Genomic DNA, 13,057 nt, shown 5'->3' on the forward strand with positions numbered 1-13,057 from the left:
GCGTGACTCCGAGCGGGATGCGCGTCATGGTGCCCAGGGCGGCCGTCGCCCTCGTTCTCGTTCTGATGCTGCTGGTCGTCGTCCGGCTTCCCTGGGCCGGTGACCTCGGCATGCACGCGGCGACCGTCGAACGGCTGCGGCACAGCCTCACCGACCCCGGGAACCCGCTGGTCGACGCGGACACGCCGAGCCCCTACTACTCGCCGTGGACGCTGCTGCTCGGGTGCCTCGCACGGGTGACCGGGCTCTCGGCGTTCGTGGTGCTGCGGGTGGGGGCGCTCGTGGGGCTGGGGCTGCTGGTGACGGGCGTGTGGCGGTACGTCCGGACGCTGAGCGCGCACCGTGCGGCGCCCGCGCTCGCATTGCTGTGCGTGCTGTTCCTGTGGGGGACGGAGCTGTTCAACTGGAGCGGGTTCCTCGGGCTGAACTCCCTGGCGCTGACGGTGTCCTACCCGAGCGTGCTGGCGCTGGGGCTCGCCTTTCATTTCTGGGCATGGCTCAGCCGGGCGGTGGGGCGGGCGGAGCGGGGGTGGGGGGTGTGGTGCGGGCTGGGGGTGCTGTGGGCGGTGATCCTGCTGTGCCACCAGTTCTCCGGGGTCGTCGCGTCGTTGGGTGCGGTCGCCACGGTGGTCGCGGCGCGGCCCGGGAGGGTGGTGTGGGGGCGGCTGGGGGTGGGTGTGCTGGTGGGGGTGGCGGTGCTGTGGGTGTGGCCGTACTACGACTTCTTCGCGTTGTTCGGGGCGGCGGGGGACGGGCTGGAGGCGCTGCACCGGGTGCTGTACGAGGACCTGGTCGGCAGGTTCGGGCTGGTGTCGGTGGGGGTGGTGGCGCTGGGGGTGCGGTGGTGGCGGGATCGGTTCGATCCGTTGGTGCTGTTCTTCGCGATGGGGGTGGTGGTGGTCGGGGCGGGGTGGGCGAGTGGGCACTACGCGTGGGGGCGGGCCCTGCCCGCGGTGTTGATTCCGGCGCAGGTCGCGGTGGCGCTGGAGGTGGTGGGGGTGGGGCGGAGAGGGGTGCGGGTGGCGTGGGCGTGTGTGCTGGCCGGGGCGTTGGCGGTGGGGGCTTGGACGCAGGTCGGGACGCTGGGGTATGTCGTGCGGCGGGGGTGGCTGCCGGAGGCGGTCGCGGAGAAGTACCGGGAGCCGTGGGCGGGGTACCACTGGATCACGCCGTGGGTGCGGTACGGGGATGTGGTGATGGCGCGGGGCGGGCGGCCGGAGCGGCAGATTCCGGCGTACGGGGCGTACACCGTGGCGCCTGGGTATCCCGCCTTCTTCCTGCCGGACGAGGGGAGGAGGGCGGCGGTGGTGCGGAGGTATTTCGCGGCGGGGACGTCGGAGGGGGAGCGGAGGGAGATCGTGCGGGCTTATGGGGTGCGGTGGGTTGTCGATCGGGGGGTGGGGAGAGGGGATCCGGGGTTGCGGGTGGTGGCCCGGGGGCCCGGGGGGCAGGTGCTCTACGCGGTGGTGCGGTGAGGTGTTGTACGCCCCCGCCGCCCCTTCCCGTCCCATCCCGGGGGCTGCCGCCCCCGGGCCCCCGCTTCGGCCCTGAACGGGCCTCGTCCTCACGCCGGACGGGCTGATCCCGAACCCGGTGATCGGGGTCCGCGGCATCCACGAGCAGATCGTGAACGCCTTCGGGCAGCCCCCGGCCCACCTGGGCTCGCGGCTGACCGTCCGGACCGGCAGGGCCTGCTGTCCGAACGCGAGGAGGCGGACGCACTCCCGTCCTGGTCGTGGTCGAGGCCCACCTGATGTCCTACGAACAGCTGGAATCCATCCGGATGCTGGTGGTCGGCGACTGACTCCACCGCCGCGACACTCGTGGGATGCTCGCCCATGCCGAAAGCAGTTCCCGCCAGGCCAGAAGGGACGATCTCATGCCGGTCCAGGGTGTGCTTTTCGACGTGGACGACACCCTGTTCGACTACTCGACCTCAGAGGAAGCCGGAGTGCTCGCCCACTTGCAGGCGCAACGGCTGCTCGACAAGTTCCCCGACCCCGCCACGGCACTCGCACTCTGGCGGAAGATCATGGAGACACAGTACGCACGCTTCCTCGACGGAGAGCTCACCTTCACTGAGCAGCGGCGCGAACGCACCCGCCAATTCCTCTCCCACATCGGACAGGACACCTCCGCCATGGCGGACCACGAAGCCTCCGCCTGGTTCGCCGCATACGAGGTCCACCGCAACGCCGCCTGGGCAGCCTTCCCCGACGCCGAGCCCGTCATCAGAGAACTCGCACCCGACTACCGCCTCGGGATCGTCTCCAACTCATCCACCGACCACCAACGCGACAAACTCCACGCCATCGGCCTGCTGCCATACTTCGACAACACGCTGATCTGCTCCGACCAGCACGGCGCAGCAAAGCCCGCACCGAGCATCTTCCTCGCAGGCTGCACATCCCTCGGCCTTCCACCACACGAAGTGGCCTACGTCGGAGACAAGTACGCACTCGACGCCGTGGGGGCCCACGACGCAGGGCTGCACGCCTACTGGCTCGACCGGGCGAACGCCGGCTCCGGCAAAGCCACCAACCACGGCATCCGCGTCATCCACTCCCTCGACGAACTCCCAGACGCCCTCGCCCACTGAACTCCACCGGCGGCCGGACTGGCATTCACCTCAGCACGCTCGACACCAGCCGCACCGCGCGTCTCACCCTGGGGCGGGCCGCCCTGCGTACCAACGGGCGGATCAGGGCCGTCAGGCCGATGGGCTGCCAGCGGATCTGGAGGCGGCCGGGGCCTCGGGGTTCGGGTTCGACGGTGAGGCGGTGGGGAGCCGCGCCGTTGCGGTAGTCGACGCGGGCGGTGAACGCCGGGAAGGTCAGGGGGGCCAGGAGGAGGGCGGTGTGGGACAGGCCCTGGTGGTGGACGCGTACGACGGGGTGGCGGGTGCCGTGGAAGCCGTGCAAGGGCAAGGGGGCCGCTGCCAGGTCGAGGTGGACGTGGCCCTCGAAGAGGCCGGGGCGGACCGGTGAGAGGCAGAAGGGGACGGTGAGGCGGCGCCGGCCGGGGGAGAGGAGGAGGGAGGCGCGCTGCGGGCCCACGGGGAGGCGCAGGGCGGGGTCGTAGGTGCGGATGGTGAGGTCGACCGAGGCGCCCGGGCCGCGGGTGATGTCGGTGATCTCGTGGCGGAAGCGGGTCCGGGGGAAGGGGCAGGTGTACAGGGCCAGGTCGGACAGGTCGAGCTCGCGGCGGGACCAGTCGGACTCCGGGACGCGGTCGCCCCAGTACGCGTGGCCCTCGGCGTCGGTCGTGATCTGCCTCGGGGCCGCGCCGTGGGCGATACCGCGGGCCGCCAGGCGGGCCTCGGACAGACGGTTGTCGCGGACCAGTTGGAGGACGACGCGTTCCGCGCGCGGCAGGCGGGCGTACGCGCCCGGAGCGAGTGTCGCCAGATACGGGGTCACGATCTCGGCGAACGCGGCCAGCCACTCCTCGTCGCGGTGCGGCAGGTCCCCCGCGTACATGCGGAAGTCGTGCTTGAGGAACTTGTAGTCCTTGTCCTCGCGCAGCGACTCGTGCCCGCTCTCGGCGAGGAAGGCGTCGATGAGCCGTTGCACGTGGACACGGTCGCGGACGTTCGTCAGCTTGTGGCGCGAGTTGGAGATGGACGTCGCTTCGGAGGCCGCGTACGGGGTGGTGTACCAGCGGTACACCGGCTCCGGGACGATCGTGAACGACTTCGCCAGGCAGTACGCCCGCGCGCTGAACAGCTGGTCCTCGTAGTGGATGTCCTCGGGAAAGCGCAGGTCGTGGCGGTCGAGGAAGGCGCGTGTGTACATCTTGCTCGTCGCCAGGTGCTCGAAGAGCAGGCGGGGGTCGGCCTCGATGCCGTCGAGGGTGCGGCGCTCGGCGACCAGGTGGGGCATCCAGGTCGAGCGGTTGCCGGTGTCCTCGCGGATGTGCTGCACCGCGCCCATCGCGAAGTCGATCTCCCGCTCGCGGTGGGCGGCCAGCAGTAACTCCACCGCGTTGTCCGTCAGTTCGTCGTCGCTGTCGAGGAACATCAGGTACGGCGCCCGGGCGGACTCCAGCGCGCGGTTGCGCGGGGCGCCGCAGCCGCCGCTGTTGTGCGGCAGGCGGAGGTGGCGGACACGGGGGTCCTGGGCCGCCAACCGCCGTGCCACCAGCGGGGTGTCGTCGGTCGAGTGGTCGTCGCTGATGATGATCTCGATGTTGCGGTGCGTCTGGCGGCGCACGGAGGCGACGGCCCTCGGGAGGCGCTCGGCGTCGTTGTAGGCGATCACCGTGACCGTCACGTCGGGCTTCGTGCCGGGAGTCGTGTCGGGAGTGTTCATGCGCCGCTCGCCCCTTCCGCCTCCTCCGGGCTGGGTGCCGGGGTGCGCTCGTCGAGGGGGAGCACCGGGGGCAGTGACTCCTCGGGCGTGCCGAGGAAGACCCGGCGCACGACCCGTTCGGCGGCGCGTCCGTCGTCGTACTCGCAGAAGCGCCGGCGGAACGCCGCCCGCGCCTTGCCCGCGCTCTCGTCCCGCCAGGCGCCGGAGGTGAGGATCTCCGTCAGCTCCTCCTGGGTGCGGGCGACCTGGCCCGGCGGTTCGGCCGGGAGGTCGAAGTAGACGCCGCGGGTGGTGGCGTACGTCTCCCAGTCGTCGGCGTAGACGACGATCGGGCGGTCGAGGTTGGCGTAGTCGAACATGATGGACGAGTAGTCCGTGATCAGCGCGTCCGCGGCGAGGGCGAGCTCCTCGACCGGCGTGTACGACGACACGTCGACGACCCGGCCGGTGCGGCGCAGGCCGGCGAGGGGGGAGGCGGTGGCGCCGTAGAAGTAGTGGCCGCGGACCAGGAGGACCGTGTCCTCGCCCAGGCGGTCGGCGAGTGCGGCGAGGTCGAGGCGTGGGGTCCAGCCGGCCTCGTAGTCGCGGTGGGTGGGCGCGTAGAGGAGGGCGCGGCGGCCCGGGGGGATGCCCAGGCGGGCGCGGACCGCGAGGACGTCGGCGGCGGTCGCGGTGTAGTAGGCGTCGTTGCGCGGATAGCCGTGGTCGAGGGAGACGAACCGGGACGGGTAGGCGCGCTCCCACATGCGGGTGGAGTGGCTGTTGGCGGAGACGCTGTAGTCCCACTTGTCGATGCGTGCCAGCAGGGCGTCGAAGTCCAGGCCCTGGGCGGCGGCCGGGAAGTGCATCTGGTCCAGGCCCATGCGCTTGAGCGGGGTGCCGTGGTGGGTCTGGACGTGGACGGCGTCCGGGCGTTTCACCACGGCGTTGGCGAAGTTGACGTTGTTGACCAGGTACTTCGCGGTGGCCAGGACCTCCCAGTAGCGGCGCGTGCCGGGGACGACATGGTCCGTGCCGGGCGGCAGGAGCGCCGCGTTCTGCGAGGTCACCACCCACACCGGGTGGATCCACGGGGCCAGTTCGGTGAGCTTGTCGGCGATCGCGGCCGGGTTGCAGGCGACTCCGCGGTTCCAGTAGGCGGCGAAGACCGCCAGGTGCGGGTTGACCGGGCGGTCGAGCGCCCTGCGGTACTGGTGCGCGCGGACCTTCGTGCGGACCTGCCGCTTACGGGTCCGTACGGCGGCCCGGGCGGCGCGGCGGGTGCGGTTGGCGGCCTGGAAGGCCCGGTACTTGGTGTAGGCGTCCTCTTCCAGCAGTGCACGCCGTACGCCCTCCAGGCCGGCCGGGCGGCGGTGGTTCTCCGGGCGGTGGCGCAGGGCCGCCACGGACGACCGGCGGAAGAACTCCCGCGCCACCGTCTCGGGCAGCGGTGTGCGGGCGAAGGTGCGCAGGCAGTCCTGGACCATCACGTCGTAGAGGACGCCGTGGGCGGCGGGGCGGTCCTTGGCCAGGGGGAGCAGGGTCTCGTAGCGGTCGACGAGGGCGTAGTGGTCCTCGGGGGCGGCCGGGGGGAGGCTCTCGGGGCGCAGCCGGCGGTGTTCGTGGGCGACCTGGTCGAGGCAGCCGATCCGGTCGGCGCGCAGGAGGACGGCGTGGGCGGCGAACGCCTCGTCGTCCGTGCTGAGTTCCTCCTGGTGGGCCCGCCAGAACTCGGCGCGTACGGCCCGGTTGCCGAGGAGCGGGGTCAGGCGGAGCAGGTGCGGGGTGTCGGCGAGAGTGCGGTCGGTGCGGCCCGCGCGGGCGAGGAGACGGCCGTCGGGGGAGGGGGCCGCGGTGGTCTCCCAGGTGGAGCGGACGTGGTCGAACAGCAGGACGTCCACGGTGTCCGGGAGTTCCGCGGCACGTTCGGCGACCGCGTGCGGGGCGCCCGCGGGCAGTCCGTCCTTGGAGTGGACGAAGTGCAGCCAGCGGCCGGTCGCGCGCGCGGCGCCCGCCGCCCGGGACTCGGCCGCGGTCGTGCCGTCCGGCAGGGGCAGCACCAGCATCTCGGGGGTGTGCCGCTGCGCGGTCTCCCGCGCCCAGTCGCCGACCGCGGCCACGATCACCTCGACGCCCGGGAGGGGCTGGGCGGCCAGCGAGTCGAGCAGACCGGTCAGATGCCCCTGGGTGTTGGGTCCGTGGACGATGACGCTGAGCTCGGGCATCGTGGGGGACTCCTTCGCCTCGTGGCCGCCGGGGCATCCTGGGGTGCGATCTTTCGAGCGCACCCTTCTGGACATGGTGGCATCAAGGGGGCGAAACGGATAAGTATGGTTGGGCCGGCCGGGCTGCGTGTCGCCTTACGCCGTGTTCCGGGCCCTACGCCGCCTTCGGCCTCTTGTCCGTGGCCCCCGTGAACGCCTCGTACTCCTCCAGGACGTCCTCCGTCGGCCCGTCCATGCGCAGCTCGCCGCGTTCCAGCCACAGGACGCGGTCGCAGGTGTCGCGGATCGACTTGTTGTTGTGGCTCACCAGGAACACCGTGCCCGCGTGCTGGCGCAGCTCGCGGATGCGTTCCTCCGAGCGCTTCTGGAAGGAGCGGTCGCCGGTGGCCAGGGCCTCGTCGATGAGCAGGACGTCGTGGTCCTTGGCGGCGGCGATGGAGAAGCGCAGGCGGGCGGCCATGCCGGAGGAGTACGTCCGCATCGGCAGCGTGATGAAGTCGCCCTTCTCGTTGATGCCGGAGAAGTCGACGATGCCCTGGTAGCGCTCCTTGACCTGCTCGCGGGACATCCCCATGGCCAGGCCGCCGAGGTAGACGTTGCGCTCGCCGGTCAGGTCGCTCATCAGGGCGGCGTTCACGCCGAGGAGGGAGGGCTGGCCGTCGGTGTAGATCCTGCCGTTCTCCACGGGGAGCAGCCCGGCGACCGCCTTCAGCAGGGTCGACTTGCCGGAGCCGTTGGTGCCGATCAGGCCGATGGCCTCGCCCCTGTACGCGACGAAGGAGACGTTCTTGACGGCGTGCACCTTGCGCACGCCCGCCGCCTTCTCCGCTTTCTCGCGGCGCAGCATGCGGTTGAGGGCGGCGGTCGCGGAGCCGCGCCCCGCGCCGGTGCCGTTGACCCGGTAGACGATGTCGACGCCGTCCACGACGACGGTGGGGACGGTGGAGCTTGCGATGTCAGCCACGGCCGTACGTCTCCTCAGCCTTCCAGAAGTAGATGAAGCCGCCGACGCCGGCGAGCAGCGCCCAGCCGGTCGCGACCGGCCACACGTGGGGCGGCAGCTGGCTCGCGTGGAAGCTGTCGATGAGCGAGAAGCGCATCAGGTCGATGTAGACGGCGGCCGGGTTGGCCGACAGCAGGACCGACACCACGTGCGGCAGGTGGTCCTTGGCGGTCAGCTTGTCGATGCTCCACATGACGCCCGACACGTACATCCAGGTGCGCAGGACGAACGGCATCAGCTGGGCGATGTCGGGGGTCTTCGCACCCCAGCGCGCCATGATCATCGAGACGCCCGCGTTGAAGGTGAACTGCAGCACCAGCGCGGGCAGCGCCAGCACCCAGGACACACTCACCGGCACGCCGAAGCAGAGCAGGATGACGATCAGGGCGGCCATCGAGAACAGCAGCTGCTGGAGCTGCTGGAGGCAGAAGGAGATCGGCAGTGCGGCCCGGGGGAAGTGCAGCGCCCGGACCAGGCCCAGGTTGCCGGAGATGGCGCGGGTGCCCGCCATGATCGAGCTCTGCGTGAACGTCCAGATGAACACGCCCGTCACCAGGAACGGGATGTAGTCCGGCACCCCGTGCTTGGTGCCCAGCAGCACGCCGAAGATGAAGTAGTACACGGCCGCGTTCAGCAGGGGGGTCATCACCTGCCAGACCTGGCCCAGCTTCGCCTGGCTGTACTGGGCGGTGAGCTTGGCGGTGGCGAACGCGCCGATGAAGTGGCGCCGGGCCCACAGCTGGCGGACGTACTCGCGCAGGGAGGGGCGGGCGCCGCTGACCGTCAGGCCGTGGCGGGCGGCCAGGGCCGAGAGGTCGCCGGCCGGGGGCGGTGTCAGGGGCGGTGTGTCGAGAACCTGGCTCACATCCGCTGCTTTCGCTCGGGGGGAGGGGTGCGGGGGCGGTCGCCCGGCGTTTTCTTACGCTTCTCTTTACGTTTTCTTACGTCGGGACGGGACCGTATCGTCGCAACGTGAGCGTAGGCCGATCGGGCGTCGGAACGCAACCGTTTCGTCGTGACGTGCACCACGAAGCGACGGGTCCGTATCGTCGCAACGCTCTATGCTGGTGCGCATGACGACGAACGCCGACGGGCCCCAGACGCGTCCCCGCCGCCGGGCCCCCGCCGGGGCGGCCGTCCTGCGCGAGGACGTGACGGAAGCCATCCGCGCGGCCGTCTTCGAGGAGCTCGCGGCCGTCGGCTACGCCCGGATGTCCATCGAGGGCATCGCCCGCCGCGCCGGCGTCGGCAAGACCGCGGTGTACCGGCGCTGGCGCTCCAAGCTGCACCTCGTCCTCGACGTCGTCTCGGCGCTCGCCGTGCAGGGGCTGCCCGCGCCGGACACGGGCTCGCTGGAGGGCGACCTGCGGCTGCTGTACGAGGTGACGTCACGCGCGCTGCGCCATCCGGTGGCGTCGCAGATCCTCCCCGACCTCCAGGCCGAGGCGGCCCGCAACCCCGAGATCCACGAGGCCGTGCAGAAGGCTCTGCGGCAGGGGCAGGACGGTGTCGCGAGCAGCATCGTGGTGGCGGCGGAGCAGCGGGGCGAGGTCCGCGCGGGCCTCGACCGGGAGCTGGCCCTCGACCTGATCTCGGGGCCGCTCTACTGGCGGTCGGTGGTGATCCGCAGCCCGAAGCTGCCGAAGGAGTACCTGGGCGCGCTGGCGCGGGCGACGGCGGGGGCGATCAAGGCGCTGTGAGCCGTGCCCGTGAGCCGGGCTCGGGGTGCCGTGAGACGGTTGGGCCGCGTCCGCCGCGCGGCAGTGGCGTGAGCATGGTGACCGGAGTCGAGGTGGCAGCGTCGTGAGAGTTGTGATCGCCGAGGACAACGCCCTGCTCAGAGAGGGCCTGGTCCTGCTGCTGACATCGGCGGGGCACCAGGTCGTGGCCGCCGCCGGCAGCGGCCCCGAGATCCTCCCCGCGCTTGTGGAGCACCGGCCCGACGCCGCCGTGCTCGACGTACGGATGCCACCGGGCTTCCGCGACGAGGGACTGCGTGCCGCACTCGCCGCACGCGAGCGGCTGCCGGGGCTGCCGGTGCTCGTGCTCTCGCAGTACGTGGAGGAGTCGTACGCCGCGGAGCTGCTCGGCGGCGGGGCGAGCGGAGTCGGCTACCTGCTCAAGGACCGCGTCGGCCGGGTCGACGAGTTCCTCGACGCCCTGGACCGGGTCGCCTCCGGCGGCACCGCCCTCGACCCGGAGGTCGTCACCGAGCTGATGACGCGCCGCCGCGACTCACCACTGGACTCGCTGACCCCGCGCGAGCGGGAGGTGCTGGCGCTGATGGCCGAGGGCCACGACAACACCACCATCGCCAAGGCCCTCGTCGTCACCGAACGCGCCGTCAGCAAACACATCGGCAACATCTTCCTGAAACTGGGACTGCCCCCCGGCGACACCGGCCACCGCCGTGTGCTCGCCGTGCTGGCGTACCTGAGCAACACGTAGCCACTCCCGTCCCGGCGCGAGCCAGGCGAACCTGTCTCAGCCGTTCAACTGCTCGGCCAGCCCGACCAGCTCCGCCACCCGCAACACCCGCCCGCCGAAACCGGGCAACGGCACGTGCAGGGGGTCGGTCCAGCGCGGCGGTAGGGCGTCGATGCCATGTACGGCGCCGGCGAGGGCGCCGGTGACGGCGGCGACGGTGTCGGTGTCGCCGCCGAGGTCGACGGCGGCGCGGACGGCGTCCTCGTAGGTGGACGTGGTGCGTACGGCCCAGACGGCGGAGCCGAGGCAGGGCCAGATCGCGCCGTTGAACTCCGTCGCCAGGTCGGGGTGCCAGTCGGGGGCGAGGACGACCGCGTACCGTTCCCGGTGGCCGGGGTGGACCTCGGCCAGCGTCTCCTGGACCGCGGTCAGCGGGTCGACGCCGTCCAGGGCGACGCGCACCAGTTCGTGGAGGACCGCGGTGCCCTCCCAGGCCGCCCGGTCCCCGTGCGTCAGCGCGGCGATACGGCGGGCCGCGTCCATCGTGACCTCCCGCCCCCGGCGCGCGAAATACACGGCGGAGGTCGCGGCCCGCATCAACGACCCGTTGCCCGCCGCCCGCCCGCTGGTCTGGAAATGCAGGGACGCGGCCATGTCCCACGGGTCCCCGCTGCCCAGCACCGCCTCCGTCTGCAGGCCGATGTCCTTCGGGTCGGCGGCGGCCCAGCGTCGGAACCGGCGGAACACGTCCGGCGGTACCAGGCCGTCGCACGCCAGCAGGGACTCTCCCACGAGTACGGCCATCTGCGTGTCGTCGGTCGCCTCACCCGGGTCCCAGCCGCCGCCCCCGCACATCTCGTCGCCGTGGCCGGGGTGCGGGAAGCGGGCCGAGAAGGCGCCCTCGGGACCGAACTCGAAGGGCGCGCCCAGAGCGTCGCCCACGGCGGAGCCGACGACGGTGCCGATGGCGCGTGAGAGGCGGGAGGGGGCGGTCACCTCCGCAGCCTACGAGAGGGACCTACGACCGCGCCGCCTCCGGATGCAGTCGTACCCAGCCCTCCCACGCCGAGGTGATCATGTCCTGGACGTCGTGTCTGGGTTTCCAGTCGAGGTGGGTGGTGATGCGGTCGGCGGAGGCGACCACGCGGGGCGGGTCGCCGGGGCGGCGTGGGGTGATGGTCGGGGGGAGGTCGTAGCCGGTGATGGCGTTGATGAGGTCGAGCATCTCGCGGACCGAGACGCCCTCCCCGCGGCCGATGTTGAGGGTGAGGTCCTGGCCGGGGGAGGTCCGGAGGGCGCGGGCGGTGGCCACGTGGGCCTCGGCCAGGTCGACGACGTGGATGTAGTCGCGGACGCAGGTGCCGTCGGGGGTGGGGTAGTCGTCGCCGAAGATGCGCGGGGGAGTGTCCTGGGTCAGCCGCTCGAAGATCATGGGAATGAGGTTGTAGACGCCGGTGTCCGCCAGCTCCGGCGTCGCCGCGCCCGCCACGTTGAAGTAGCGCAGGCAGGCCGTGGACAGGCCGGTGGCCCGTCCGGTCGCCCGGACCAGCCATTCACCGGCCAGCTTGGTCTCGCCGTAGGGCGACATCGGCTCGCACGGTGTCTCCTCCGTGACGAGGTCGACGTCCGGCATGCCGTAGACCGCCGCGGACGAGGAGAACACGAAGGACGGGACCCCGGCCGCCGTGACCGCGTCGAGCAGGACGCGCAGGCCCTCCACGTTCTCCCGGTAGTAGTGCAGGGGCCGTTCCACCGACTCCCCGACCTGCTTCTTCGCCGCCAGATGGACGACGCCGGTGACGGTGTGCGCGGCGAGCGCGCCGGCCACTCGCTCCCCGTCGAGCGTCGAGCCCACCACCAGCGGCACGCCCTCCGGCACCCGCTCGGCGACCCCCGTCGACAGGTCGTCGTACACCACCACCCGCTCGCCCGCCTCGGTCATCGCGCGGACGACATGCGCCCCGATGTATCCGGCGCCGCCGGTGATGAGCCAGGTCATGTGCGACCGTCCCCTCGTCGGTTCGCCCGCGAATGTGCGGGTTGAGTCACCAGTGAAGCAGGCGGTCACCGATCGCCCGGGTAACTACGAGCAGCCGGGTGTCTCCTCCAGTGCCGCCGAGTCCAGGGCCCCCGTGAGCTGGTCGAGCCGCTCGCGCAGTTCGCGGATCTCGTCGAACTCGAAGCCGGTCGCGGCGAGGATGCGGCGCGGTACCTGGAGCGCGCGCTCGCGCAGGGCGGCGCCCTCCTCGGTCAGCCGTACCTCCACGGAGCGCTCGTCGCGGGCGCTGCGCTCGCGGCGTACGAGGCCGGCCGCCTCCAGGCGCTTGAGCAGCGGGGAGAGCGTGCCGGAGTCGAGGCGCAGATGTTCGCCGAGCTTCTTGACGGGCAGGTTGTCCTGCTCCCAGAGGACGAGCATCACGAGGTACTGCGGATAGGTCAGCCCGAGGTCCTTGAGGATCACCCGGTAGACACCGTTGAAGGCGCGCGAGGCGGCGTGCAGGGAGAAGCAGATCTGGCGGTCGAGTCGGAGCCAGTTCTCCTCGGCGGTGGGTGTCGGTGTCGTCGATGTCATGCCTCCAGGATAGCTCCAGTGGGCCATTTAGTTGTACCCAATTGAATTGTGTGCTCTACTTGTCGTCGTGCGGCGGCCGGACCGGGCCGCCGGAACGTGACCTGAGAGGGATGGTTTTCCATGGACGCGCTCTACACCGCTGTCGCCACCGCCACCCACGGCCGTGAGGGCCGTGCCGTTTCCTCCGACGGCAAGATCGACCTCGCGCTGGCCATGCCGGTGGAGCTCGGCGGCAACGGGCAGGGCACCAACCCGGAGCAGCTGTTCGCCGCCGGTTACGCCGCCTGTTTCGGCAGCGCCCTCGGCCTCGTCGGCCGTCAGGCCAAGGTCGACGTCAGCGACGCCGCCGTCACCGCCGAGGTCGGCATAGGCAAGCAGGGCGAGGGCTTCGGCCTCAAGGTCACCCTCCGCGTCGAGCTGCCCGACACCCTGGACCAGGAGACCGGCCGCAAGCTGGTCGAGCAGGCCCACCAGGTCTGCCCCTACTCCAACGCCACCCGCGGCAACATCGAGGTCGACCTCGTCGTCGAGTAACCCCAGA

General features: G+C 71.6%; 12 protein-coding genes. 5 read left to right on the forward strand and 7 right to left on the reverse strand.

Annotation, left to right across the window (positions count from 1 at the left end; all coding sequences use genetic code 11):
- The first annotated feature begins 17 nt into the window (after positions 1-17).
- Together ACGFNV_RS42740 and ACGFNV_RS42745 are read left to right on the forward strand one after the other, a co-directional pair.
- Positions 18-1,475, forward strand: coding sequence for a hypothetical protein (locus ACGFNV_RS42740; RefSeq protein ID WP_393630707.1), 1,458 nt, complete (start codon positions 18-20; stop codon positions 1,473-1,475).
- Positions 1,476-1,879: 404 nt separating this feature from the next.
- Complete coding sequence (locus ACGFNV_RS42745) at positions 1,880-2,599, forward strand: HAD family hydrolase (RefSeq protein ID WP_393630611.1); 720 nt, start codon at positions 1,880-1,882, stop codon at positions 2,597-2,599.
- A gap of 25 nt (positions 2,600-2,624) precedes the next feature.
- Here ACGFNV_RS42745 and ACGFNV_RS42750 read toward each other — a convergent pair whose 3' ends face one another.
- The 4 genes from ACGFNV_RS42750 to ACGFNV_RS42765 form a co-directional block, all read right to left on the reverse strand.
- Complete coding sequence (locus ACGFNV_RS42750; RefSeq protein ID WP_393630613.1) at positions 2,625-4,310, reverse strand: glycosyltransferase family 2 protein; 1,686 nt, start codon at positions 4,308-4,310, stop codon at positions 2,625-2,627.
- Positions 4,307-6,514, reverse strand: a complete 2,208-nt coding sequence (locus ACGFNV_RS42755) for a CDP-glycerol glycerophosphotransferase family protein (RefSeq protein WP_393630615.1) — start codon at positions 6,512-6,514, stop codon at positions 4,307-4,309. Before ACGFNV_RS42755 ends, ACGFNV_RS42750 begins: the two co-directional genes overlap by 4 nt.
- Before the next feature lie 154 nt (positions 6,515-6,668).
- Positions 6,669-7,478 (reverse strand): ABC transporter ATP-binding protein, encoded by an 810-nt coding sequence (locus tag ACGFNV_RS42760; RefSeq protein WP_393630617.1) that lies wholly within the window; start codon positions 7,476-7,478, stop codon positions 6,669-6,671.
- A complete protein-coding gene (locus ACGFNV_RS42765; protein WP_393630619.1) occupies positions 7,471-8,382 on the reverse strand; it encodes an ABC transporter permease in 912 nt (303 codons plus the stop codon). The genes ACGFNV_RS42760 and ACGFNV_RS42765 overlap by 8 nt, the downstream gene beginning before the upstream one ends.
- 196 nt (positions 8,383-8,578) lie before the next feature.
- Between ACGFNV_RS42765 and ACGFNV_RS42770 the strand changes: the two genes are divergently transcribed.
- Positions 8,579-9,217, forward strand: coding sequence for a TetR/AcrR family transcriptional regulator (locus ACGFNV_RS42770; protein WP_393630621.1), 639 nt, complete (start codon positions 8,579-8,581; stop codon positions 9,215-9,217).
- Between the two features lie 103 nt (positions 9,218-9,320).
- Positions 9,321-9,965, forward strand: a complete 645-nt coding sequence (locus ACGFNV_RS42775) for a response regulator (protein ID WP_393630623.1) — start codon at positions 9,321-9,323, stop codon at positions 9,963-9,965.
- A gap of 36 nt (positions 9,966-10,001) precedes the next feature.
- Here ACGFNV_RS42775 and ACGFNV_RS42780 read toward each other — a convergent pair whose 3' ends face one another.
- The 3 genes from ACGFNV_RS42780 to ACGFNV_RS42790 form a co-directional block, all read right to left on the reverse strand.
- Positions 10,002-10,940: an ADP-ribosylglycohydrolase family protein gene (locus tag ACGFNV_RS42780; protein WP_393630624.1), complete on the reverse strand. Its 939-nt coding sequence runs from the start codon at positions 10,938-10,940 to the stop codon at positions 10,002-10,004.
- Between the two features lie 22 nt (positions 10,941-10,962).
- Entirely contained in the window at positions 10,963-11,943 is a 981-nt protein-coding gene (gene galE, locus ACGFNV_RS42785) for a UDP-glucose 4-epimerase GalE (RefSeq protein ID WP_393630625.1), read from the reverse strand.
- An 84-nt stretch (positions 11,944-12,027) separates the two neighbouring features.
- Complete coding sequence (locus ACGFNV_RS42790) at positions 12,028-12,516, reverse strand: MarR family winged helix-turn-helix transcriptional regulator (protein ID WP_393630627.1); 489 nt, start codon at positions 12,514-12,516, stop codon at positions 12,028-12,030.
- Positions 12,517-12,636: 120 nt separating this feature from the next.
- Here ACGFNV_RS42790 and ACGFNV_RS42795 point away from each other — a divergent pair, with 120 nt between their 5' ends.
- Positions 12,637-13,050 carry an organic hydroperoxide resistance protein gene (locus ACGFNV_RS42795; protein WP_393630628.1) on the forward strand — a complete coding sequence of 138 codons (414 nt, stop codon included), beginning with the start codon at positions 12,637-12,639 and terminating at the stop codon, positions 13,048-13,050.
- The last annotated feature ends 7 nt before the right edge of the window (positions 13,051-13,057 follow it).

The organism is Streptomyces sp. NPDC048751 (genome assembly GCF_043198595.1).
Lineage (GTDB): Bacteria > Actinomycetota > Actinomycetes > Streptomycetales > Streptomycetaceae > Streptomyces.